This is a genomic window from Pseudomonas marginalis, from assembly GCF_900105325.1.
GTDB classification, from domain to species: domain Bacteria; phylum Pseudomonadota; class Gammaproteobacteria; order Pseudomonadales; family Pseudomonadaceae; genus Aquipseudomonas; species Aquipseudomonas marginalis.
The window spans coordinates 45,376-69,763 of the sequence record NZ_FNSU01000004.1; the positions used below are offsets into that span (position 1 = coordinate 45,376).

The following is a 24,388-nucleotide window of genomic DNA, read 5'->3' on the forward strand; positions in this document are numbered from 1 at the left end:
GCCTTGAGATTTTGAATATGGACGTTCGCCCTGTTACTGCCCTGAAAAGCCTGAGCCAACGCGGCCTGGCCCTGATCCTGGCCAACGCGTTGTTCTGGCAGCCGCTGCTGGCCCAGGCCGAGGGTATTGTGGTCAGCGGCCCCGGCACTACCCTCGGGCAGGCGGGCAACGGCGTTCCGGTGGTGAACATCGCCACGCCCAATGGCAGCGGGCTGTCCCATAACCAGTTCAAGGACTACAACGTCGGTCCCAACGGCGTGATCCTCAACAACGCCACGGGCATGGTGCAGAGCACGCAGCTGGGCGGGATCATCGTCGGCAACCCGAACCTCAAGGGCGGCGCTGCGAATGTCATCCTCAACGAAGTCAACGGCGGCAGCCCCAGCCAGTTGCGCGGCTACACCGAAGTGGCGGGGCAGTCCGCCAAGGTCATCGTGGCCAACCCGTATGGCGTGAGCTGTAACGGTTGCGGCTTTATCAATACCCCCAACGTCACCCTGACCACCGGCAAGCCGATTCTTGACCAGACCGGGCGCCTGGACCGCTACCAGGTGGATGGCGGTGCGGTGACCATCGACGGCCAGGGCTTGAACGCCAGCAACGTCGACCGCTTCGAGATCATTACCCGTTCGGCCAAGATCAACGCCAAGATCAATGCGCGCCAGCTCACCGTGATTGCCGGACGCAATGACGTCGACGCCCAAAGCCTGAAAACCACCGCGCGCGCCGACGACGGCAGCACCAAGCCGGAACTGGCCATCGACTCGTCGGCCCTGGGCGGCATGTATGCCGGTGCGATCAAACTGGTGGGCACCGAAGCCGGCGTGGGTGTGAAGCTCGACGGCACACTGGCAGCCAGTGGTGGCGATATTCAGCTCGACGCCAACGGCCACCTGAGCATGGCCCAGGCCGCCGCCAGCGGTGCGGTGGACATTAAGGCCGCGAGCCTGGAGACCAAGGGCGCCGTGTACGCGGGCACCACCCTCAAGGCACAGACCAAGGGCACCCTGAAAAACAGCAAGACCCTCGCCGCCCGCGACAGCATCACACTGACCAGCAACGGCCAACTGACCAACAGCGGCATCGTCGAGGCCGGGGTCAACGCCGATAACACGCGCAACACCGTCGGCGACGTCAAGCTCGAGGCCCAGCACATCAGCAATACCGGCACGGTGATCGCCAATCGCGAGCTCGGCGCCACCGCCAATACCCTGGACAACCAGGGCGGTACCATGAACGCCAAGCAGGTGTTGAACGTCACCGCCGCCAGCGTCGACAACCGCAACAACGGTCGCCTGCTCAGCGACGGCACGCAGACCCTCACCGTCAGCGGCCTGCTGGACAACAGCCAGGGCGGCATCATCGACAGCACCGGTGCCTTCACCCTGCACGGCGATACCCTGGACAACAGCGCCGGCAGCCTCACCGGTGGCGGCGCAATCACCCTGGACCTGATCGGCGACCTGATCAATCGCAATGGCAAGCTGGCGAGTGCCGGCCCGTTGCTGATCCAGCGCGCCGCCCACGTTGACAACCAGGGAGGCAAGCTCGCCAGCCAAGGTTTGCTGACCCTGTTCGCCAACAGCATCGACAATCGCAACAACGGTACCCTGGCCGCCAACGATGGCCTGACCCTGACCACCAGCGGCCTGCTGCAAAACGGCGGCAACGGCCTGATCCACAGTGAAAAGTCCGGCGTGACCCTCACCGCCGGCACCCTCGACAACGACGGTGGCCGCATCGCCGCCAAAGCCGGTGATGCGCAGATCGACGCCACTGACTTCAACAACGGCAGCGGCGCGCTGTTTGCTCGGGATCGTGTGCACCTGACCGGTATGAATGTGGATAGCGGCGGCGAGATCGCCGGCAACCGGATCGACGTCAGCCTGACCGGGGCCCTGGTTAACCGTGGCCTGATCGAGAGCGCCACCGCCCTCGACGTCGACACTGCCAGCCTCACCAACAGCGGCCAGATGCGCGCCCTCGGCACCACCGGCAAGACCCGCTACGCCATCGGCGGCCTGCTCAACAACAGCGGTAGCCTCGAGACCGCCAACGACCAATTGAGCCTCGCCGCCACCCGCTTCCAGAACACCGGCGGCAAGGTATTGCACGTGGGCACGGGTGCACTCGACCTCAGCGGCATCAGCCTCGACGATGTCGGCGGTAGCCTGGTGACCAATGGCGACCTGATCCTCGATAAAGCCAACTGGACCAACAGCACCGCGATCCAGGCCGGGCGCCTGACCGTCAACGTCGATAACCTGCAACAGACCGCCACCGGCAAACTGCTCGGCATCCGCGCCCTGGTCGGCAGCGGCAAGGACTGGACCGTGGGCGGCAGCGTCGCCAGCCAGGGCAGCCTGGATCTTTCGGTGGACAACCTGCTCAACGACCACGGCCTGATCTTCAGTGGCGGCGACATGAACCTCAAGGTCGACCGCCTGAAAAACCTCGGCGCCGCGATCTACGCCATGGGCAACCTGCGTGTCGATCGCGACGGCCAGGGCGGCCTGGCCACCAGCATCATCAACAGCTCGGGGACGATCGAGAGCGAGCGCAACCTGATCCTGGCGGCCAGCACGATCCAGAACATCCGTACTGTGCTCACCACCGAGTCCGGCATCTACAGCGCCTCCATCACGCCCATCGCCTGTATCGACGGGGTGACCGGTGGCGACTGCGAAGGCGGCAAGCAGAACCGGCCGTTCCAGATTACCCAGCGTGATCACTTCATCGTCAGCGATGCCACGGCAGCGTCCAGCATTACCTCGGGCGGCAACATGCTGCTCACCGGCGGCGAGCTGCTCAACAGCAGCAGTAGCATCGCCGCCGGCGGCAACCTCACGGCCATCGTCAACCAACTCACCAACGTCGGCGTCGTGACCCACGATACCCAGTATGACCGCGTCTTTACCTCAGCCCGCGAGCGCAAGCCCGGAGGCTGGTACCGTGAAGCCGCGGCCTTCACTCAACGCTATTCGGCAGGCCAGGACATGACCGGCGTCGAAGCCGGCCTGGCGTCGTTCATTGGCAAGATGGAGAGCGAAAAGACCGACCTGCGCAAAACCACCCAGCTGATGGTGCCCGACCAGAGCTACGCCGCCGTGATCCAGGCCGGTGGCAGTGTGGACGTGAGAGCCCAGGCCGGCATCGACAACAGCGTCGTGCAAGGTGGCTACACCTACGTCGGCAGCGGCGCCAACACCAAGGCGCCGGGCTACTCGACCCTGGTCAGCCTCAACGCGCAACTGCCAGCGGACGTTGCCCAGCAACAGGTCAACCCGCTGGGCCTGCCCGGCTTCGACCTGCCCACCGGCCAGAACGGCCTGTTCCACCTCAACGACAGCGATGGCGCCAAAGGCCTGCCCACCAGCCAGTTCGCGGCCAACCCGCACAAGTACCTGATCGAAACCAACCCGCTGCTCACCGACATGCGCCAGTTCATGAGCTCGGACTACATGCTGACCAAGCTCGGCTACGACCCCGACACCGCGCAACGTCGCCTGGGCGATGGCTTCTATGAACAACGCCTGATCCAGCAAGCCGTGCTCGCCCGCACCGGCCAGCGCTTCATCGATGGCCAGACCAGCGACGCCGACCTGTTCAAGCACCTGATGGACAACGCCATCAGCAGCAAAAGCGCCCTGAATTTGTCCGTAGGCGTGAGCCTCACCGCCGAACAAGTCGCTGCCCTGACCCACGACATCGTGTGGCTGGAAAACGCCACCGTCGCCGGGCAACAAGTGCTGGTGCCGGTGCTGTACCTGGCCCAGGCGAATAACCGCCTGGCACCCAACGGTGCATTGATTTCCGGCACCGACGTCAACCTGATCACCGGCAGCCACCTCAACAACGCCGGCACCTTGCGCGCCACCGGCAACCTGCTAGCGAACGTCGGCAGCAACCTCACCAACAGTGGGTTGATGGAAGCCGGTGGTCGCCTCGACCTGCTCAGCGGCAACAACCTGACCAACCGCGCAGGCGGTGTGATCAGCGCGGGCAACGTCAACCTCGCCGCCGGCGCCGACCTGCTCAACGAACGCAGCGTCACCACCCACGAAAGCGCCAGCAGCTACCGCAGCGAACGCAGCGACTTCGTCGACAGCGCCGCGCGCATCGAATCGGCCAACGATCTGGCCATGCAGGCTGGCGGCAACATCAACAACGTCGGCGGCGTGCTCAAGAGCGGTGCCGATGCCACAGTCAAGGCGGCGGGCGACGTCAACATCACCGCCTCGAAAAGCCTCGACAGCGGCGCCATCGGCAACCGCTCCAGTTTCACCACCATCGCCCAGCAAGGCTCGGTGGTCGAGGCCGGCCGCGACCTGCATGTGATTGGCGGGCGCGACATCAGCGCCGTGGCCAGCCAGGTCAATGCCAAACGCGACGTCAACCTGATTGCCACCCGCGACCTCAACGCCATCGCGGCGGCCAACGAGCAGCACTCCACGACCAACACGAAAAAGGTCAAGAGCATCGAAGACCACGTGCAGCAAGTGTCCAGCGTGATCAAGGCCGGCGGCGACGCCACCCTGAGCGCCGGGCAGAACCTGCAACTGGTCGCCAGCCAGGTCAATGCCGGCAACGAGGCGTACCTGGTATCCGGTAAAAACCTCGAGCTCAAAGCCGCCGAAAACCAGGACTACAGCTTCTACAGCAAGACCAAGAAAACCTCCCAGGGCAAAAAATTCCGCCTGGATGAAACCGATGTGGTGAACAACGTTGGCAGCCTGGTCAGCGCGGGGACGAACAGCACCCTCGTCGCCGGTGCCGACCTGCTGCTGGCTGGGAGTGCCGTCACTGCTGAAAAAGGCGCCACACAACTCGTGGCCGGCCAGGACGTGAACATCCTCGCCGTCAGCAACGCCGACAGCGCCCGCCACGAACGCAAGGAAAGCAAAAGCAGCTGGGGCGGCCTGAAGTCGAGCAAAGTCCAGGACAAAGTCGACGAAAAACGCACCACCGCCATGGGCAGCATGGTCTCCGGCGAAACCGTCACCGTCGCGGCCAAACGCGATGCCACGGTCACCGGTTCCAACCTGGTCAGCACCGGCGACCTCGCCGTCCAGGCCGGCCGCGACCTGACCATCGACGCGGCGCAAAACACCTTCGCCCGCACCGACATGCACAAGGAAAAAAATCGCGACCTCACCGGCGTGCTGACCGGCAACAAGCTCGGTCTGGACGACATGACCGGCAACCAGAAGCTGTACATAAACAGCTCGAAGCACAACGGCACGGCCAATGAAATGACCTTGACCGGCAGCACGATTGGTTCGAGCGCGGGCAATGTGTCGTTGACGGCGGGGCGTGAGTTGAAGGTGGTGGCCAGTGATCTGGTGAGCACCAAGAACATGGAGTTGAGTGGGGCTGATGTCACCGTTACTTCGGGGATGGAGACGGCCAGTCAGACCAGTAAGGACAGTTCCAAGAGCTTGGCGGTTGGGCGAGTGATTGCGGGCACCGTGGTCGACACCGCCAACAGCATCCGCGACGCAGCCGAGGCGGCGCGCAGCTCCGACGATCCGCGCCTCAAGGCCGTGAAGATCGCTCAGGCGGCGCTGTCGATGTACAACCTGAATAACCAGGCGGGCGATCTCGCTAAACAAAGTACCGGCTTCAAGGACAAGACCGGTGGCTCTGCCGGCAACGGGTCACTGATCAAGATCGGTACCGAACTGGCCAACACCCGCACCAAAAGCAGCAGCGAATACACGGCGCAGGCCGCTCACCAGAGCAACCTCAACGCCGGGGGTAAACTGTCGATCATCGCCGCGGGCGATGCGCCGGGCACTGTGGGTGACTTGACGATTACCGGCAGTACGTTGAAAGCCGACAGCACGTTGCTGTCCGCGAAAAACAACATCCTGATGCAAAGCGCACAGAACACCACCGACCGCAAAAACGACGGTTCACGCAACAGGACCGCTATCGGTGCCAGCTTCAACATAGGCGAGCAAAACGGTTTCACCATCGACCTCGGTGCACAAACCGCCAAGAACCTTGGCTCGGGTGGCTCGGTTACCCAGGTCAACACCACTCTGGACACCGGCTCGCTGGTGCTGCGCAGCGGCCAGGACACCAGCCTGATCGGCGCGCAGGTACGCGCTGACCGTATCGATGCCACCATCGGCGGCAACCTCAACATTCTGTCGCGCCAAGACACCGAAACGTCCAAGAGCAAGCAGAACAGCGCAGGCTTCGGTGCGAGCATCTGCATTCCGCCGATCTGTTATGGCTCCCCGGTAACCGCGTCCGCGAACCTGGCGGCGTCGAAGATGAACAGCGACTACCAGGCGGTGACCGACCAGAGCGGCTTCTTTGCCGGTAAGGGTGGCTACACCATCGATGTGGCGAAAAACACCACCCTGCAAGGTGCGGTGATTGCCAGTGAAGCCACGGCCGACAAAAACCTGCTGCTCACCGATCGGCTGCTGGTCAGCGACATCAAGAATAAGAGCGAGATCAAGAGCCAATCGGCCGGCGTCAGCGTCTCCGGTTCCTACAGTGGCGGCGCGACTACCCTCACGCCGGGTGCCTTGTATGGAATGTCGCTGAACGATTCGGACCACAGCTACACGCGCAGTGCCGTCAGCGAAGGCACGATCGTGGTGCGCAACCCTGAAGGCGCGGGTGACCTGGTCGGCCTGAACCGCGACACCGCCAACGCCAACCAGCGTCTCGACAAGCCTGATGAAAAGGCCATGCAGGAACGCATGGATCTGATCAAGAGTTCGATGGAGTTGACCAAGGGCATTGGTGATGCGATTGCTGCGGCCAGGATCAGGGCCGCTGACGACCCTAACAGTGACGTCAACAAAGCCACGCGCCTGAAGTTGATTGATGAGGGTATCGCCAATCCGACACAGGCTCAGATCAGCCAGCGTGCCCAGCAGGATTATGGCGTTGGCAGCAGCTTCCAGAAGGCCAGCCAGGCAGTGACTGCCGTGGTGCAAGCGGCGATGGGTGGCAGCGTAGGTGGGGCGTTGGCGGGGGCGGCGGCGCCATATCTGGCAGAAACAATCAGGGACAGGACCAAGGGCGACCCTACAGCCAATCTGATGGCCCATGCGGTACTGGGTGCTGTGCTCGCCAAGGCTGGCGGTAACTCAGCACTCGCTGGTGCAGCCGGTGCTGTGGCGGCAGAGGAAACCGCACGTCTGATCAAAGAGAACCTGTATGGCGATGTCAGTAACGAGAACCTGACCCAGGCGCAAAAGCAGACGATCTCCAGCCTCGCGACCTTGGCGGGTGGCCTTTCAGGATCGTTGTCCGGCAAGGGCGCACTGGATGCGGTGGCAGCGGCTCAGGTTGGGAGGAATGCGGTTGAGAATAACTATCTCAGCGTGCCGGAAGCGACCCGTAAGTTTGTGCTTTCACGCAAGCAAATGCTGGGCACCATCACTGACAAAGAAAAAGATGAACTCGCGTATATAAACGTTATCGATAAAGATCGAGATGAAGCGATTCGCGATGCCTGCACTACCGGAAATTTGTCCAGTTCCGCTTGCGGTCGTTTGATCGAACCTGCACGTCAGGCTCTTGCGGAATACGAGGCTCCTGTCTCTGTCCGTCTGCTTTATAAAGAACTTTACCCGGCTGATGCAAAAAATGCCGAGGCTGCATTACGTGGCTTAGACGATGCCAGCATTCTCCACGACATCGTGATAACGGACCTTGCGAGCCGTTCTGAGAAAACGCGGGCGGAAGTTGAGCAACAGTATGATTTTGTCATGACGATGCATGCCATCACGGCGGCGATTGCTGGGGGGTACGGATTAAAAGGGTTAACGTCTACTACAAAAGTGCCTGCATCGACTTTGATTTCTGGAGAGGCCAAAGTTGTCGGAACCGGAAAATCAGCAGCAAACGACGCGAGCTTTAATGTTCCCAAAGGCTACACACAAGAAATTGATGGAACCGTGAACGGCCCCGGTGGTGGGACTTACAAACCTACCGGAACGCAGGACGCCAATGGCAATCAGGTGTTTCTGGCCGGTAATGGTAACTACTACACGTTGACCGAGGATAGAGCGACGCGAATTGTTTCTCCTAATCCGTCCGCCGGAATTGGAGCAACAGGGAAAATCGGGGAGGATGCCCTAAAACCATTGGGTGGTCAGTCTCAAGTTACCTTCCAAACGACCCAAGGCGTGCGTGTCGTCGACCAGCTAGCTCCAGGTGCTTTGGCTCATGAGTCCAAGGTTGGATACACTTCACTCGACGCCAATACAGCCCTTCAGGTGATGAAGGATACGGAGCTCCTGAGCCGCGGTATGGTTAATGGGGTAACATGGAATTTTTATAGGAGCCCCGTCACAGGACGCGTTGGACCTGCGCCAGCCCTTGAAAAAGCTTTGTCCGACGCGGGAATCAAAATTAAGGTGCATTGATTATGGAATTTACAACCGCCTATACGCCAGTCACAGATTTTTTTTCATCTATGAATTCGAAAGAGCTAAATAGTTTTTATGAACTCTTTATGCTTAATAAACCCTACTGTTTAGATGAGTTAATTCAAGCTGTTTGGCATACGCCGGGATATGAAAGCTGGAACGCGGATTTTTCCCCGGAATCTTTAGATGGTGTGGCTGAGTGGTTAGCTTCACGGATTTATAAAGAGCAACTGTCATCAACGGTTAACGAAACAGGAAATGATTCAATTGCCGGCACGGCTGATTTGAACACACCTGTTCTATCCGAAGAGGCAATGTCTTTGGCTGTTTTAGTTGGAATGTATTATGGTGAAGTGGCGGTTCGAAATAACCCTGAACTGAGCTGGAGTCAGTTAAAAGGTAATAAGAAACAGGCGGATTACGGGCAGCCTGTTATATCCGCATCTGGCTCGCTGCCTACCAATCCAGTAAGAGTTGCTCATGCATTCGCGTGCGCTATTGCTGATGGATCAAAGACATTAGGTCGGCTTCGAGAGACATATAACTATTGGATGCAATTAATAAAGGCTAAATAAGATGTGCAGTGACGTGCAAGTATTTCACTGTGTCGTTTGTCGTAACTGTGATTGCGCTATCCATTAGGGGGCAGGCCACGTTTTTGTTTGAATGCTTGTGGAGAAGCAAATCTGGAGGTGTTACGTTCTTTAATAATTGGCTTTTTTATTTCATTTGTCTGGGAAGTTTTTAAGCTGGGCGGTTTTTAAAATAACCGCCCATTTTATTTATGAAATTTTTGAGTTCAACTTCCGGCCAATCACATCCAGCAAATCACACCCATCTCGCAGCGGAATTGCCAGTAACAGCGCAAAATCGTGAAGCACAATCGCATCACTGCTGATCTCTTCCCGAAACGCGAGGTTCTCCAAAAACTGAGTCACCGCACGAATGCGATACGCGGCGGCATCATAGAGAACATCTAGGGGCGCTTGCGTGTCGATCACCAGCGCGGGGATGGTTGAGTCATGGCCTGTAAGCGGCATGTATCTATTCATAGGTAAAGCCTCGGTCGATGTAATGAAAGCTGTCACCTATCGTCGCCAAACGAATGGGTGACAGCTGTACGCAGGTTGGCGAACCGGGACCGAGTTCCGGCAGACCCGAAGGTCTCCCGCGCACAGCTGCCATAAAGCAGCGATGCGGGTACGGAAACCCCTGCAAGCAAGCAGAAAGCTTTCGCATACGGTCAACGGATCGCCAAATCCGATCGCCCTTTTGGACGACCGGCGGACTATAAGTCCTCAGCGTAAAAACACGCAAGGCATCAAAAGGCCAACGTCGCCCTGCGAGCCGGCGCCAACCTCAACGCCATCGCGGCAGCCAACGAGCAGCATTCGACCTACAACTCGAAAAAATCAAAAGCATCGAAGACCACGTGCAGCAAGTGTCCAGCGTGATCAAGGCCGGCGGCGACGCCACCCTGAGCGCCGGGCAGAACCTGCAACTGGTCGCCAGCCAGGTCAATGCCGGCAACGAGGCGTACTTGGTATCGGGTAAAAACCTCGAGCTCAAAGCCGCCGAAAACCAGGACTACAGCTTCTACAGCAAGACCAAGAAAACCTCCCAGGGCAAAAAATTCCGCCTGGATGAAACCGACGTCGTGAACAACGTCGGCAGCCTCGTCAGCGCCGGCAAAAACAGCACCGTCGTGGCGGGTGCAGACCTGCTGCTGGCTGGCAGTGCTGTCACTGCCGAAAAAGGCGCCACCCAACTGGTGGCCGGCCAGGACGTGAACATCCTCGCCGTCAGCAACGCCGACAGCGCCCGCCACGAACGCAAGGAAAGCAAAAGCAGCTGGGGCGGCCTGAAGTCGAGCAAAGTCCAGGACAAAGTCGACGAAAAACGCACCACCGCCCTGGGCAGCATGGTCTCCGGCGAAACCGTCACCGTCGCCGCCAAACGCGACGCCACGGTCACCGGTTCCAACCTGGTCAGCACCGGCGACCTCGCCGTCCAGGCCGGCCGCGACCTGACCATCGACGCGGCGCAAAACACCTTCGCCCGCACCGACATGCACAAGGAAAAAAATCGCGACCTCACCGGCGTGCTGACCGGCAACAAGCTCGGTCTGGACGACATGACCGGCAACCAGAAGCTGTACATCAACAGCTCGAAGCACAACGGCACGGCCAATGAAATGACCTTGACCGGCAGCACTATTGGTTCGAGCGCGGGCAATGTGTCGTTGACGGCGGGGCGTGAGTTGAAGGTGGTGGCCAGTGATCTGGTGAGCACCAAGAACATGGAGTTGAGTGGGGCTGATGTCACCGTTACTTCGGGGATGGAGACGGCCAGTCAGACCAGTAAGGACAGTTCCAAGAGCTTGGCGGTTGGGCGGGTGATCGCGGGCTCGGTAGTGGACACCGCCACCAGCATGCGCGACGCCGTCAAAGCGGCCCGTAGCGCTGATGACCCACGACTCAAGGCAGTCAAAATCGCCCAGGCAGCCCTCGCCGCTTACAACCTGAATGGCCAGGCTTCGGACGCCAATGCGCAAAGCTCCGGCTTCAAAAACAAAACCGGCGGCACGCCCGGCAACGGTTCGCTGATCAAGATCGGTACTGAACTGGCCAATAACCGCAGCAAGAACAGCAGCGAATTCAACAGTGTCACCGCCAAGCAGAGCACGCTCAACGCAGGGCAAGACTTGTCGATCGTTGCCACGGGCGCAGCGGCGGGTACTCAGGGTGATATCCAGATCACCGGCAGCAGCTTGAAAGCCGCCAACACGTTGTTGTTAGCCAAAAACGATGTGTTGATGCAAAGCGCACAGAACACCACCGACCGCAAAAACGAAGGGTCGAAAAATAAAACCGCCATTGGCGCCAGCTTCAATATTGGCGAGCAAAACGGCTTCACCCTCGACCTCGGAGCGCAGGGTGCCAAGAACAATGGCAACGGTAACTCCGTCACTCAGGTCAATAGTACCCTCGATACAGGCAGCCTGTTGTTACAAAGCGGTGGCGATACCACCCTCAAAGGCGCCCAGGTTCGTGCGGACCGTATCAAGGCAGATATTGGCGGAAACCTCAATATCATCTCCCTCCAGGACACCGAGTCGTCGCGCAGCAAACAGAGCAGCGCAGGCTTCGGCGCCAGTATCTGCGTCCCTCCGTTCTGCTACGGCTCTACCGTAGCGGGCTCGGCGAACCTTGCCGCCGCGAATATGAACAGCGACTACAAGGGCGTGACCGACCAGAGCGGTTTGTATGCGGGCACGGGCGGCTACGACATCAATGTCGGCAAGACCACCACCCTGCAAGGCGCGGTGATTGCCAGTGAGGCGTCAGCTGATAAGAACCGGCTCAGCACGGATCGGCTGATCGTCAGCGATATCAAGAATGTCAGCGAGATCAAAAGTCAGTCTGCTGGTATTTCGGTGTCTTCCAGCAGTACCAGCGGTGCCTCGATGGGCGGCAGCATCCCGATAGCGCTCAAGGAGAAAGACCATAGCTACACCCGTAGCGCGGTCAGCGAAGGCACGATTGTGGTTCGCAATGCCGAAGGTGCCAATGACCTGGTGGGGTTGAATCGCGACACCGCCAACGCCAATCAGAAACTTGACCGGCCTGATGAAAAGGCCATGCAAGAGCGTATTGACCTGATCCAAAGCTCGGCGCAGTTGGCCAGTGGGGTGATCAGTGCGGTAGGCAGGGCGAAGGCCGATGAGGCCAAGAAGCTTGGGCAGGCGGCGAAGGAACAAGCAGACGCAGGCGCGCCTGGTACTGCTGATACCGCCCGTGCCGCCGATCTGGCTTATTCGGAAGCCAAGCGTTGGCAGTTCGGCGGCGACAAGAAAATGATGGCCGATATCGCGACGGGACTGATCGCCGCGGGCCTTGGTGGCGCGCCCGTCGGTACGACAGTCGGTATCGTCGCCAATACTGCGTCTAGCGAGATCTTCAAGCGAGTGGGTGATTACGCTGAGGCGCAATCCCTGAACCCGAAATCGGACGCGGCCACCCGAGCCGCATGGGCAGAAGGTGGAGCAGCACGCGTCATGTTGCACGCGTTGGCAGGTGCCGCCATGGGGTTGTCCAGCGGCAGCGTGGAAAGTGGCGCGTTGGGGGCCGGTGCTTCCGCCGCCTTGATGCCCTCGATTGCAAAGGCGCTGGAAAACAGCAAATTATCTAAGGTCAGCCAGGAAAACATCACTGCGTTGGTTGCGACCGGGATCGGCGCTGGAGCAGGCGCCGGGAATGGCACCGGCGGCGCTGTTGTCGGGGCCGGGACCGGTTACGGCGTCGAAGTATTCAATCGACAACTTCACCTGACCCAAGAGGTGCCATTACTCAAGAAGAAAGCAGAAGAGTTAGAGAAAATTTGGCGCAAGCCGAAATCGGATGCCTCGTGGGAAGACTTGCTGCGTATGGCAGCAGGATCAAAGGTCGATGTCGTCGAAAACGCCCGTTTAGATGCGCTTGAAAAGAACTGGGGCAATGACCCGACGCGAGATTGGCTGGATCCTGATTTGGCGATTGCCAGAGGTGCGATTCAAGAATTGGCTGAACAGAAGATTCCATTAACGTGGAAAGACGGCACCGCAATTATTGCCAATGGTTCTGCAGTTTATGCGTTCAACTCCACCAAAGAGCAGTTTGTAGACACGAGCCTTTTTAATGGCTTGGGCGACGGCCTTTATGGCGAATTGAGCTCATTTGACAAATGGGTTCAATACGGTCGGGAGCAGGCAGATGCTCATGCGACAGAAATCATTAACGTCTCGACCAACGAAATGGCTTCAAAAGACGCGATGTCGAGGCTGTTGTTATTAGCTAGGAAATCGGCTGAACCGGTCACGGCGGTGGATGAGGCGGCCCTTTCGCTCACAGGTGTAGGCCTGGGAGCGAGGATTTCGGCGGCGATTGCCGCTGCCTTTGCGAAAAGGAAATTGGCGACGGAGGCGTCAGGTGAGCTTTTCGTCCTAGGGGCAAACGGCACAAAAACGACTGGGACGATTGCAGAGGGGGAACGCCTAGTCTACCTATCTAACTCCACCGCGCCGAGAATCAGGGATAGGCTTTCGGCGGCGGTTAGTGATGTTCGGACAGGGTTACCTCGAGAAGGAAACGTCGCATTTGCTGAAGTGGATGTTGGTGCGCTGTCATCAGAGACTATGGTGATGAAAGCTTATAGTCAGTTTGATAATAGGGTCGAGGAGTTTTTGCCGAAGCCTGGTGGTGATCTGAATTCGTGGATATTAAAACCTCAAGTTTCTACGTCTAAATATGTTGGAACGACTGAGGGGTATCTGCGAGACATGGATACAGAATTTAAAATTTTGGAAACTTTAGCTCAGCGTCTAGGTCCGAACTCACAAACTTCTGGGCGTATAAATTTGATTTCAGAGAAAATGGTTTGCCCAAGTTGTACTAATATTGTCAATCAGTTTTGCGAGCGGTATCCTAACATCCAGTTAAATATATTTACTGTGGAGAAGTAATTATGGCGATCGATTTGGCTGTGGAAGAAATTTATCCGATAGTATCTAGGCTTTATGAAAAGGCTATATCACAGATTCGTCTTCGGCCAGAACAAGCCTTTGCTTATGTTCAAGATGAAGCGGGCTCTCTTTGCACGTCTGCTGATGTAGGTTTATTTGCAGTGTTGCAAACTGCAATATTTAGCGAGGGTATGAAGTATGGGTTAGAGTTATCTAGAGAAAGTCCTTATGCGGAGGATATGTTAGAGGGTTTGGCTAGGGCTTATGAAAAATGCTGCGCCGATGATTTAGCAGACGTGGGGCTAAAAGGGGAGAAACTGGCAGAAATGATCGATTGTATGGCACAGGTTAGGGAGAAATATCTTCTTCCTAGATAAGTTGGTGCAAAAGAACCTGCGAGCGGCTTGCCGTCTGGTGAAGCAAAGTTAGTCGGTAACGGTACACCAGCGGCTAATGATGCGAATTTACAGCAACATCCACATCAGAGGAAATCGGGGGCAGATCACATTTTTATAAAGTCCCCAAATAAGCGGGGCAAATTTCTCTTGGTGGTGTGGCGCACGTAATGGTTTCGGTTGGCAATGAAAAGAAATGAGTCTTGGTGGATCGCCATCTATCTTCCTTGTGCCTGTGCGTTTGGCCTGTTGTCTATGTGTGTGTTCTTTCAGGTTGCCGGGTATTGATTGAGTGGTGGTGAAGACGTTGCCGGGCTTATAAAAGAGTATATGGCGCTCTATCTAGAAATAGCTGGGGCTGGCTTTATTCTAGGTCTCGTTCTTTGGTTTTTTAGTGTTCGTTGATCCGCTAAAAATTGGTGTCATACCGCGATTAGTGCACCAATGTATATTGGTGGTCTGACCCCTATTTCTCGAATTCCCGACTCTGATCCTGCTTTACGCGATGCTTTGCAAGCGGCGTTGGATTCAGGAAAAGCCAAGGTTCAAGGTGTAACAGTCAAAGTCGGTGTTCCCGCCCCCAGTAAAACTGGTGTAGCAGAATTTAAGGTGGAAATATGGACCAAGAAGTAATTCAGTGCGAGCGCTCGGGCGTAAACCCGAAATGGCCCTCCTACAAAAGTGTGCTGGGTCGCATAGCCAAGGGGCCACACGTCTCAGATGAATACGAGTTGAATGGCATCCGTGAATATGTTGAGCGCGGCGATGCATTTGCGAAGCCATCAATGCCTGTACCGAATAGTGACAACGTTACGCGTAGTAGCTCCGAATGGATAGCCGTCACACGAGCCCACAAGGTATTGGCGACCGCACCAGATAATCCGCGATGGCTTCTGGAGTTGGCCCATTGGCTGCGCTATTACCAAGTAGGAATTTGGCAGTTGTTCTTCTGGGCGGGTCAGTTCGACATTATTGCCAAAGCGGCAGGCAATGATCGACGCCGCCAAAACTACAGCATCCAAACCGCCACCAATATGATGGCCGCCATGGCGATCCTAGGCTGGAAGGATGCCGTCATCCATCAGGGCTATCTCACCCATGCGGCTCTCAATCGTGGGCATCAATTAGTGATTGAGTACGAAGAGCAACACCGCCGCGCCCAAGCCTTTATGCTGCGTGTGTTTGCCGATTGGGTGGGCGATGTCTCGCATCAATGGCCTGCTTATGCTTACGACGAACCCATCTACGAAGCCTTGTTGGCCAAGTGGCGCACTCCCAGCCCCGACGACCTGATGCCCTGTCTGTTGGCCGCGTGTGACCGCCACACTTGGCAAACCGGCAAAGAGAGCCAGAAGAATTCTTACGACTTCAATCAGGACTGGCACTTGGAGCGCGTGCCGGTGGAAATTCTCTATATCCTGCGCCTGCGCCAGTGGGAAGGTTTAGCCAATCCGCAGAAGATTGATCATCCGCTGCTGGCCGCGCCCTTTGACCAATTGCCGCCCGAGCAACCAGTGCCTGAGTTGGACGAGTTGATGCAAGGTGTGCTCAAACGCGCAAGGGAAGACTGGCCACAGTACGATGAAGTGCTGTCTTTGCCAGCATTGAAGGGTTGAACAGGTGCAAAAGGACCTCCGAGCGATTTGCCCTCTGGGACAACGAAAGCCGTGGGTGACGGTGCTCCAGCGGCGAATGGCGCGAGCTTCCAGGATGAAAAGCCGGCAGCGGAAGCACCTAAGCCGACGAGACTTACCACGGTTACGGACGAGATGAAGGCCAATCCTTACCATCCGGATTGGCGGCGGTATGCAGGTAGTGAGCCCCGAGCGGTTGGGGCGGATGTTGTTAGCGGCGTTCCACAGGTGGTAGATCCGAAGTCCTTAATTGGAAGGCAGGGCCGAGATGAAATATCCGAGTCACAGGTGAGGCGAATGACAAAGGACATGAATTGTTTCTGCTGGGCTTGATTGCATTGTTGATCCTGAATTCAATCGGGCTTGATAAATGGCCACTTTACTGTCGTTTTGAATAGTAGATGCAAAAGAAGTAGCCGGAACCAGTAAGAATAATTTGCCTGTTCTTTTTGATGGGAAGTTCGCTACTAAGCAGTTGCTTGGTGCGGCTAAGACACCCAGGGAAATAGGGGGCAGACCACGATTAGTGCACCAATGTATATTGGTGGTCTGACCCCTATTTCTCTTGAGGTAAAAAGCGGGTCGGCTAGTAAGACCAGCTATCAAGAATTTACCGATTACTTTGTTAATGAGTTTGGGGCGCAAGGGAAAGGACGGCTAAATGGACAAGTCATCGAAAGCGCTACAACAGTCTATGTGCCATAAAGGTGGGAAATATGAAGCTCGAAGCCGAAAATAGTCCTGTAGTAGTAGGTGTAAATCAAGCGCAGATTATAAAAACGCTAAAAAAATTAAAAAGCTACGGCCCTAGCTCATTCGCATGTATAACTGATGATGAGGGTAACTATGTGCAAGTGGCTGGAGGCAGATTCACTTGTTTTATTGAAAGATATGACGCTAAAAGTAAAAAACTGTTCAGAGGTTATCATTCAAATTCTAGTACAAACTTTGAAGATGGAAGCTTACTGTCGTTTGGTGCGGGCCGTGTACCATTAAAAAAGGATGAGTGGTTTAATATTGATGATGTAATCGAGGTTTTTTCCTTGTTTAATCAGAATCAGTCTCTACCAGCGACTGTCTACTGGCGTGAGATAAATATTTTGAGTCAAAGCGACGGCTGAATAAGTGAAAAAAAGGGGGCAGACCCTGAGGAGTCCCCACAAATCTACTCTAGCCTCTGAGCTTGCCGGTGTACTTCATCGCGCACCAATAGCTCCATATCCGCCAATCTCGAGCGGGACAATCCGGTGGGGATTCCTCAGGGTCAGGCCCCTCTTTCCTCTGAGTGTCGGAGGATACTAAGCGGTATGACAAATCGTCGCATGTATGTTCCCATCGAGATAATTGGAAATCGCAACAGGAGTGTTTGGTGATGACTGAATGGGCACTGTTACGCGAGCTTAAAAAGGGTGATGCGCTTGCTGTGCCCGAAGCAGGACTTTTACTCATCGATGAGGGAGTGTACAAGATGTCGGTCACTCAGTACTGCTTGGCAGATGCGATTAAAGAGGATGGGCAGGATAAGCTGAAAGTATTGTCATTTTACTGGGCGGCCAGTGACGCAGCATTTCAGCGAGCCTATTACAGAGACGTCGAAAGTGATGATGGGGCTGTTTGCCCTCCGCCCTTTGAGTTGATGCCAGAGGAGGCTGGGGCGGCCTATATTGAAATAAAGCGAGCGTTGGAGACTGCCGGTAATATTCGAGAGTATGCCTCTTATCGTGTGATGTCTGATGGCGCTTTTGTTCATAAGAGTTTGGAAGGTCCGTCAGCGGTCTATTATTTTCGCTCATTGGGGTCATTGAATGATGAGGTGCCTTACGCAATTTTGTGGAAGTGTCAGGGAGTTTGATAGAAGTGAGCTTAATTGTTTTCTGTGTTTGAGCTAAAAAGGATCGGGTTCTATGAGTTACTCGGAAAGTCTGTCTGTTTTAGAGGGGCAAGTGTGGGTTAAAAGAGCGGCTATTTTTCTTTTGATTCTCGATCAAACTTTAGATAATCTATCGTCAGCTCCCGCTACCTATACTAAATGTAGTGAGGCTATTGAGTTGTGCTGGTCATGGTTAACCGATAGAAGTTTAAGCCCTGAGCAGTTGGCCTACTATTTAGACTCGGATGAAATGCAAAATGGTCCTTTGGGAGAGCATAATTTCATTACGGAAAGCTTAGAGCAAGACAGCTTGATTCTGATACTTCTGGTCATTGGCTTTTTTGCACATCAGGCTTATAAGGTTTCAGGTCGGCAAGAAAGAATGTCCGCCTCAGTCAACGAGGCAGGTGAGCAGGCTGTTGAATACATAGTCGAATATATCTATAAGGTCGGGGCGGGTGGCGTGTTAGACGTTTATCTACCTAAAAAGTGTTAATGTTCAGATGCAAGGAGTGGCGATGAAAGGCGCGTCGGAAGTTGGTGTTCTTATAAGAGAAATAGTGTCCAGTGCGTTGTATGAAGGTGATTATGGAAGCTGCTTAAGTAACCGTGAATTAGTCTTGAGAGGTGTTGAGGTTCTCGACCGCGTAGGTGTGCCGCTCGACTATCTTGAATTCCTTGAACAGTTTGGATTTGGTGAGCTGGATAGCGCTCTTTACATCGAGGATGGTCCAACGAAGTATTCAGTTGTCACCGGATGTGATGTAGTTGCTTATCGTAATATGTATGTGTTTGCCAGTACCGGGAGCGGTGTCTTTTATGCATTCGATGCTGCGAATGATTGGTCAATTGTCGAAATTGATCCTGAATTGAGTGATGCGGAAGTCTTATATGAGGATTTTTCCAGCTTCATCCTTAGCCAGTTAACAGCGATTAAAGGTTATGTGGATTGGCGAGCCCAGCAGTAATATGCGCGGCGCCAGCATTTGCATTATTAAGGATGATCAATGAAACCTGCAAAATTCTCCCTCCAGGCCTTCCTGATGGCCTGCCTCATACCCGGCTGGGGCCTGGTGTATGTAGGCCGTACACAGTGGGGTATCCGGGTCGCAGCGTTGTTGCTCGGCGGGGTCGCGCTGATGGGTGCCTTGGGGTTGGTCACTACACCCCTTGGGTTGTATGCATTCTTCGCTTTCGTCATCACGGTCAAACTGACCTCTGCCATCGTGTCCGCCGTGTTGGCCCGTCGCTACAGCGGTCCGCCCAATGTGCCGCGTAAACGCTTCCATGCTCTTTACGTCGGCGTGGTGGTGGTCCTGGTGCTGACGCTGGACGTCTTTCGGGTGCCGTTGTTGGGCTTCAAAAACTATTACATTCCGTCGGGGTCGATGGTCCCGACGTTGTCGATTGGCGACTACATCATGTCGGACCTGCGGGCTGGCGTGCCCAACGTGGGGGATATCGTGGTGTATCGCTGGAATGGCACCGAGGCGGTCAAACGGGTAGCGGGAATCGGTGGTGACACTCTGGCCATCGTCCATGGCGAGGTGATCCGCAACGGTGAGAACCTGGGTTTGTTTCACGCACCGGCTGAGCGCGTCAAAAAGGACTACTCCCTTGAGTTGGCGCCGCTCCAGGTAGCGCCGGGGCATGTGTACCTGTTGGGTGACAACCGTGATGTCAGCAACGACAGCCGCTTCATGGGCCAGGTCGCGCTTGAGGATGTGGTGGGCAAGGTCACCGGCATCTGGTTCTCGAATGAACGAGCGCGTATCGGGACGACGTTTCCATGAGCCTTTCGAGCATCGCTGGCGCAGGTACTCCCGGCCGGCGGGCAGCACAGCAATACCATTGAAAGGCTGGGAGCCGATTTGCGCCCAGTCAAAACACACCAACGCCATGAATCTGGAGTAATACCGCATGGACGCAAACCACACCGCCAAACGCCCGACGATCCTGGCCAGCATCGGCCGGCGCCTGGCCGCGCGCCTTATCGACTGCGCCATCGCAGTCCTGATCTTTTTCATCGTCAAATTCTGCGCCGGTGCATTGTCTGCCTACGTGCCGGCCGTGACGCCCAAGGCTGGTTTTCTCTCGGCGTTTTTTGCAGCCTTCGCCTACTTCCTGCTGGCCGACGCGTTGCCCAACGGCCAGAGCCTGGGCAAGCGTTTGTTGAGCATCGCCGTCGTCGACCGTAAAACTCGCAAAAGCTGCACGGTTTCCCAGGCGTTAACCCGCAATTCCGGAGCGCTGGTGGTGATCGATTGGGTGTGGATATTCATGGAGTCCAGAACGCGCCTGGGCGATATGTTCGCCAAGACCATCGTGGTTCAGACCGGCAACCTGACGAGCGTTCGCAGCCTTGCGGATATTTATGACAACGGTAGGGGATAAATACGTCATGAACGATTCGGTATCGGCCACGCAAACCTGGGACATCGCCAGCCCGTTCAGACGGTTGCTCGGCTATCTGATCGATATGGCCGTGGTGTTTTTCCTGCTGTTTTTGAACCGGAACCTGGACTATGCCTATTTCTATCTGAGCTCTGCAGGAGGCCCGGCATTGTTTGATGGCCTCCACTATGTGCTGCTGTTTTCAGCCTTCGGGTACTACCTGTTTTGCGATGCCTTGCCCAATGGCCAGAGCCTGGGCAAGCGGGTGTGCCGCACGGCCGTGGTGGGTTACCCGTACCCCACGAACTGCACGCTGTTCCAGTCGTTCCTGCGCAATGTTCCGAAGATGGTGTTCAGTGTGCTGGACGGTCTTTTTGTACTGTTCGGCCTGCGTCGTCGCTTGGGCGATATGTTGGCCAAGACGATTGTCATCAATACCTGAGCAGGGCGGCCTGGCCGGGCCGCCCGGTATAACTCAGGACGGGTTGGCGTTCAGCCTGCGACTGATCGCATCCAACAAATCACAGCCGTCACGCAGCGGAATCGCCAGCAGATGGGCAAAGTCCTGCAGCACCACGGCATCGCTGCTGAGCTGATCGCGGAAGGCCAGGTTTTCCAGGAGTTGGGTGACGGCTTGGATGCGGTGCACGGCGGCGTCGTGGAGGACGTCGAGGGGGGCTTGGGTGTCGATGAGCAGGGCGGGGACGGTGCAGTCGTGGCCGGTCAGGGGCATGTAACGGTTCATAATTGGCACTCTGTTAAGTGGTTGAGACCACCACTCAATCGTCGCCAAACGAATGGGTGGCAGCTGTACGCAGGTTGGCGAACCGGCAACAGAGTAAACCGGCAGACCCGAAGGTCTCCCGCGCACAGCCGCCATAAAAGGCACGGCTTTGCGGGTGCAAAAACACCTGCATGAAAGCGGATTGCTTTTGCACTCTGTTGTCAGGTCGCCAAACCTGATCGCCATTTGGACGACGGCCGGACTATAAGCCCCTCACCCAAAACCGCGCAAGGCGTCAGAGTAGTGGCACAATGCCTCATGCAATGCCACCCACTGCCGACACACTGGCGATGCCCAGACGCATCAAAGATCTGAACCGGCCTTCGCCAGCGTTTTCGAAACCGCCCCACCGCTACCCACAAGGAAGAAATACATGATCAAGTTGTTCTGCAAAGCCGCTGTCCTTCTGTCCCTGGCCACGCTGTTTGGCTGTTCTTCGACGCCGTCGGTAGAGAAGATGCAGGCTGACGTGGCGAGCTATGCGCTGCCCAAGGCTGCCGTGGCCGATAAAGGCCTGGTGTATGTCGTACGCCCTAGCAACGTCGGGATGCTGGTACGGTTCAACGTGTTCCTGGATGACAAGGAAGCCGACTCGGAGATGGGTTACAACCGCGGTAACCAATACATCTATTTTTTCGTGACGCCGGGCAAGCACGTGATCAGCTCCAAGGCTGAAAACTGGGCGGACATGCCAATCGACGTCAAGGCGGGTGAGGTGGTTTACCTCAAGCAGGAAGTCGAAATGGGCTTCGCCGTGGCGCGCAACAGTCTCAAAGTGCTGAGCGATCTGGAAGGCCGTTATCTGGTCAAGGATGCGTCCTTGGGCACCGTGGCAAAAGAAAGCAAGTAACTAAAAACGCTTAAGACGGCCGGGCCCGAGCTCGGCCGTTGTCGCTGTTCATCCGCCCTGCACACTTAGCTTGGCAAGGGGCTGACACGCGATTCTTCAACTCTCGTTGATTGACCACGACATAAGCCGGAGTGGCACCGTATGGACGCAAATCCCCCGCTATGCGCCTGACCTTTCCGGCCCGCAATTATTTAGACCCAAGGAAGCTGTCAATGAAACTGCATCGTCTGTTTATCTCACTCACTGCACTGGCGACCTGCACCAGCAGCTTCGCCGCGGCGCCTGCCCTGCAAAGTTTTCTCGCCTGCGACCAGAATTCCCTGGCGGTGGTAAGCCAGGCAGGGCTCAAGGAGCGTGTTGCCCATAAGCTGGAGAACGGCAAGATCACGCTCAGCGGCGGCACAAAGTCCGATATGGGCCAGCGCTGGATGTTCGACACGCCACTGACGCTTGACGGTATGACCTTGACCGGCTTTTTCGCCGAAGACCAGGACCTGATGGGCTCGCGCATCATCAACTGGGGTTTCTACACCGAACAGGCACCCGACGCGCTTTACGCTCAGCTGAGTAAAGTACCGGGTACGGCGTTGGAGAAAGCCAACGGTATCTACGCGCGTGCGCAGATCTGGTCGCACAAGCAATCAGCCTGGGTGCCGGAAGGCGGCGATGACAACGCGGGCAAGCTGGTCACCGATACGGCCGAACGCATCTTGATGGTCGAGCCCGCACCCGGTGACCTGGCCAAGACCAGCAATGGCATGATCACCTGCTCGGTTCAGGGCGCGGTGAGCGCAGCGATGCTCAAGACCACTCGACCTGACCTGATCAAGTGAGCTGAGGCTGGCAGCGATACCGCAGGCATGCTGAATGCCTGCGGTGTTCTCCGGTTTTTCGCGAGCAAGCTCGCTCCTACAGAGGGCGGGGTTACAGCAACTTGCGCTGCACCGCTTCATCCAGCGTACTGCGCGTCAACGCCTCGACCACTTCCCGCGTGTCTGCCTGGAACGGGATGCCCACGATCAGTACCAAGTGCATCCAGGTGCGTCAGCGTCGGTAGCGCGCGATGGCCCTTGAGGGCGGTCATGTTGAATTTGAGCGTGACGTCCTGCTCGCCCATAACTTGAGGGAATGTGCGCCACCGCACGGCAACCGACGAAACACCTTGAGAACCGCTCTCAACCCCGTAAAATGCCGCGATTGTTTAAAGCACGATACTTTTCAGGGACGAATCCAGACATGCGCATGTTTGCCGTATTCCTCGTCGCCTGCCTGATGGCGGGCTGCGCCTCCAAGCCGGAGTACTACATCTCGCCGGCACCGGTCACGATTTCGAAGACTGCTACTTACTGGCTCGACACCTTCAACGTTGAGGTGAAGGGCAAGAGTAAGCACTTCATGTCGGATGACAAAGTTCGCCAGGAACTCGGCGTCGATCTGGTAAACCGCTTGCTCAAAGCCAAGCGTTACGCAACCAGTAAAGACAGCGCCGATTATTTGCTGGATGTCGACGTCGTCTATGTGCGCCATATCATCGACTCCAATGGTGGGTTTTCGAACCTGTTGATTGACGACGGTACCATCCTGCAAAGCATCGATTTTGGCTACAAGGTCAAGGTCAAGAAAGCCGGTGCCGAGGTGCTGCACTTCGCCCAGAACCGCCCCAGCCTGGAGCCCAGCAACTGGCGAGGCCAGCCGCAACAATGGAGGACCCTTGCCGGCGTTGTAACCAACAGCGGTAACTCCAGTGTCGAGCGGTATTTCACTAGTGGGCTAAGCGACTACATCGTCGACGACCTGCGCGATATTCCGTCTCGCTAGCGTCAGCTGCCATACCCGATTCCCCCCATTTAGGAGCACCCCGTGAACACACTGTCCAAAATCCTGCTGTCCGGCCTCACCGCCGCAGCGCTGTTGACCGTGGCCGGTTGCGCCACGGAGAGCAACCGCGCCATGCCGGTGGAACAGGTCGCCAGTGCCAACGTCGCCTATTCCGGCGTACGCGTGCCCATCGCCGTGGGCAAATTCGACAACCGCTCCAGCTACATGCGCGGCATTTTCTCCGATGGCGTCGACCGCCTCGGTGGCCAGGCCAAGACCATCCTGATTACCCACCTGCAGCAGACCAACCGCTTCAGCGTGCTGGACCGCGACAACATGGGCGAAATCTCCCAGGAAGCCGCGATCAAGGGCACCGCGCAGAAGCTCAAGGGCGCTGACTACGTCGTGACCGGCGACGTGACCGAGTTCGGCCGCAAAGAGACCGGCGACCGCCAGCTGTTCGGCATCCTCGGCCGTGGCAAGACCCAAGTGGCCTACGCCAAGGTCGCACTGAACATCGTCAACATCAGCACCTCCGAAGTGGTCTATTCCACCCAGGGCGCCGGTGAGTATGCGCTGTCCAACCGTGAAGTGGTCGGCTTCGGCGGCACCGCCAGCTACGACTCCACCCTCAATGGCAAGGTCCTCGACCTGGCCATGCGCGAAGCCATCAACCGCCTGGTCGACGGCATCAACGCCGGCGCCTGGAACCCGCGCAACTGATCAGCAACCCCTCAAGGAGCA

Annotated in this window: 18 protein-coding genes; 16 read left to right on the forward strand and 2 right to left on the reverse strand. The window is 56.7% G+C overall.

Annotated features, from left to right (window positions below; all coding sequences use genetic code 11):
* Positions 1–17: 17 nt before the first annotated feature.
* Positions 18–8,396: a two-partner secretion domain-containing protein gene (locus BLW22_RS30850; RefSeq protein ID WP_235865635.1), complete on the forward strand. Its 8,379-nt coding sequence runs from the start codon at positions 18–20 to the stop codon at positions 8,394–8,396.
* A 2-nt stretch (positions 8,397–8,398) separates the two neighbouring features.
* Positions 8,399–8,974 (forward strand): hypothetical protein, encoded by a 576-nt coding sequence (locus BLW22_RS34750; RefSeq protein WP_133822175.1) that lies wholly within the window; start codon positions 8,399–8,401, stop codon positions 8,972–8,974.
* A gap of 207 nt (positions 8,975–9,181) precedes the next feature.
* Here BLW22_RS34750 and BLW22_RS30855 read toward each other — a convergent pair whose 3' ends face one another.
* On the reverse strand, positions 9,182–9,439 hold the full coding sequence (locus BLW22_RS30855; RefSeq protein ID WP_027608116.1) for a hypothetical protein: 258 nt from the start codon (positions 9,437–9,439) through the stop codon (positions 9,182–9,184).
* 401 nt (positions 9,440–9,840) lie between these two features.
* Between BLW22_RS30855 and BLW22_RS30860 the strand changes: the two genes are divergently transcribed.
* The 10 genes from BLW22_RS30860 to BLW22_RS30915 all read left to right on the forward strand — a co-directional run bounded on the left by BLW22_RS30860 (position 9,841) and on the right by BLW22_RS30915 (position 20,634).
* Positions 9,841–13,899 carry a hemagglutinin repeat-containing protein gene (locus BLW22_RS30860; RefSeq protein ID WP_235865636.1) on the forward strand — a complete coding sequence of 1,353 codons (4,059 nt, stop codon included), beginning with the start codon at positions 9,841–9,843 and terminating at the stop codon, positions 13,897–13,899.
* A 2-nt stretch (positions 13,900–13,901) separates the two neighbouring features.
* Positions 13,902–14,276, forward strand: a complete 375-nt coding sequence (locus BLW22_RS30870) for a hypothetical protein (RefSeq protein ID WP_065926295.1) — start codon at positions 13,902–13,904, stop codon at positions 14,274–14,276.
* 959 nt (positions 14,277–15,235) lie between these two features.
* On the forward strand, positions 15,236–15,910 hold the full coding sequence (locus tag BLW22_RS30880) for a hypothetical protein (protein ID WP_074848308.1): 675 nt from the start codon (positions 15,236–15,238) through the stop codon (positions 15,908–15,910).
* A 734-nt stretch (positions 15,911–16,644) separates the two neighbouring features.
* Positions 16,645–17,049 (forward strand): hypothetical protein, encoded by a 405-nt coding sequence (locus tag BLW22_RS30885; RefSeq protein WP_074848310.1) that lies wholly within the window; start codon positions 16,645–16,647, stop codon positions 17,047–17,049.
* A 251-nt stretch (positions 17,050–17,300) separates the two neighbouring features.
* Positions 17,301–17,780: a hypothetical protein gene (locus BLW22_RS30890; RefSeq protein ID WP_065948566.1), complete on the forward strand. Its 480-nt coding sequence runs from the start codon at positions 17,301–17,303 to the stop codon at positions 17,778–17,780.
* Between the two features lie 52 nt (positions 17,781–17,832).
* On the forward strand, positions 17,833–18,294 hold the full coding sequence (locus BLW22_RS30895) for an Imm6 family immunity protein (RefSeq protein WP_074848312.1): 462 nt from the start codon (positions 17,833–17,835) through the stop codon (positions 18,292–18,294).
* Positions 18,295–18,316: 22 nt separating this feature from the next.
* Positions 18,317–18,766 (forward strand): SMI1/KNR4 family protein, encoded by a 450-nt coding sequence (locus BLW22_RS30900; protein ID WP_065948564.1) that lies wholly within the window; start codon positions 18,317–18,319, stop codon positions 18,764–18,766.
* A gap of 39 nt (positions 18,767–18,805) precedes the next feature.
* Positions 18,806–19,591 carry a signal peptidase I gene (gene lepB, locus BLW22_RS30905; RefSeq protein WP_065926300.1) on the forward strand — a complete coding sequence of 262 codons (786 nt, stop codon included), beginning with the start codon at positions 18,806–18,808 and terminating at the stop codon, positions 19,589–19,591.
* A 127-nt stretch (positions 19,592–19,718) separates the two neighbouring features.
* Positions 19,719–20,192 carry an RDD family protein gene (locus tag BLW22_RS30910; protein WP_051429414.1) on the forward strand — a complete coding sequence of 158 codons (474 nt, stop codon included), beginning with the start codon at positions 19,719–19,721 and terminating at the stop codon, positions 20,190–20,192.
* Between the two features lie 7 nt (positions 20,193–20,199).
* Positions 20,200–20,634 carry an RDD family protein gene (locus BLW22_RS30915; protein WP_074848314.1) on the forward strand — a complete coding sequence of 145 codons (435 nt, stop codon included), beginning with the start codon at positions 20,200–20,202 and terminating at the stop codon, positions 20,632–20,634.
* A 33-nt stretch (positions 20,635–20,667) separates the two neighbouring features.
* Here the strand turns inward: BLW22_RS30915 and BLW22_RS30920 are convergent, their stop codons facing one another.
* A complete protein-coding gene (locus BLW22_RS30920) occupies positions 20,668–20,925 on the reverse strand; it encodes a hypothetical protein (protein WP_065948568.1) in 258 nt (85 codons plus the stop codon).
* Between the two features lie 508 nt (positions 20,926–21,433).
* On the opposite strand from BLW22_RS30920, the gene BLW22_RS30925 reads away from it, so the two are divergent.
* The 4 genes from BLW22_RS30925 (at position 21,434) to BLW22_RS30940 (ending at position 24,367) form a co-directional block, all read left to right on the forward strand.
* Positions 21,434–21,826 carry a DUF2846 domain-containing protein gene (locus tag BLW22_RS30925; RefSeq protein WP_174562754.1) on the forward strand — a complete coding sequence of 131 codons (393 nt, stop codon included), beginning with the start codon at positions 21,434–21,436 and terminating at the stop codon, positions 21,824–21,826.
* 212 nt (positions 21,827–22,038) lie between these two features.
* Entirely contained in the window at positions 22,039–22,659 is a 621-nt protein-coding gene (locus BLW22_RS30930) for a hypothetical protein (RefSeq protein WP_065926304.1), read from the forward strand.
* A gap of 403 nt (positions 22,660–23,062) precedes the next feature.
* Positions 23,063–23,644: a hypothetical protein gene (locus BLW22_RS30935; RefSeq protein WP_074848316.1), complete on the forward strand. Its 582-nt coding sequence runs from the start codon at positions 23,063–23,065 to the stop codon at positions 23,642–23,644.
* 42 nt (positions 23,645–23,686) lie between these two features.
* The gene (locus BLW22_RS30940; protein ID WP_027608087.1) at positions 23,687–24,367 is read left to right on the forward strand and encodes a CsgG/HfaB family protein; all 681 of its coding nucleotides are present in this window, start codon (positions 23,687–23,689) and stop codon (positions 24,365–24,367) included.
* Positions 24,368–24,388: the final 21 nt, after the last annotated feature.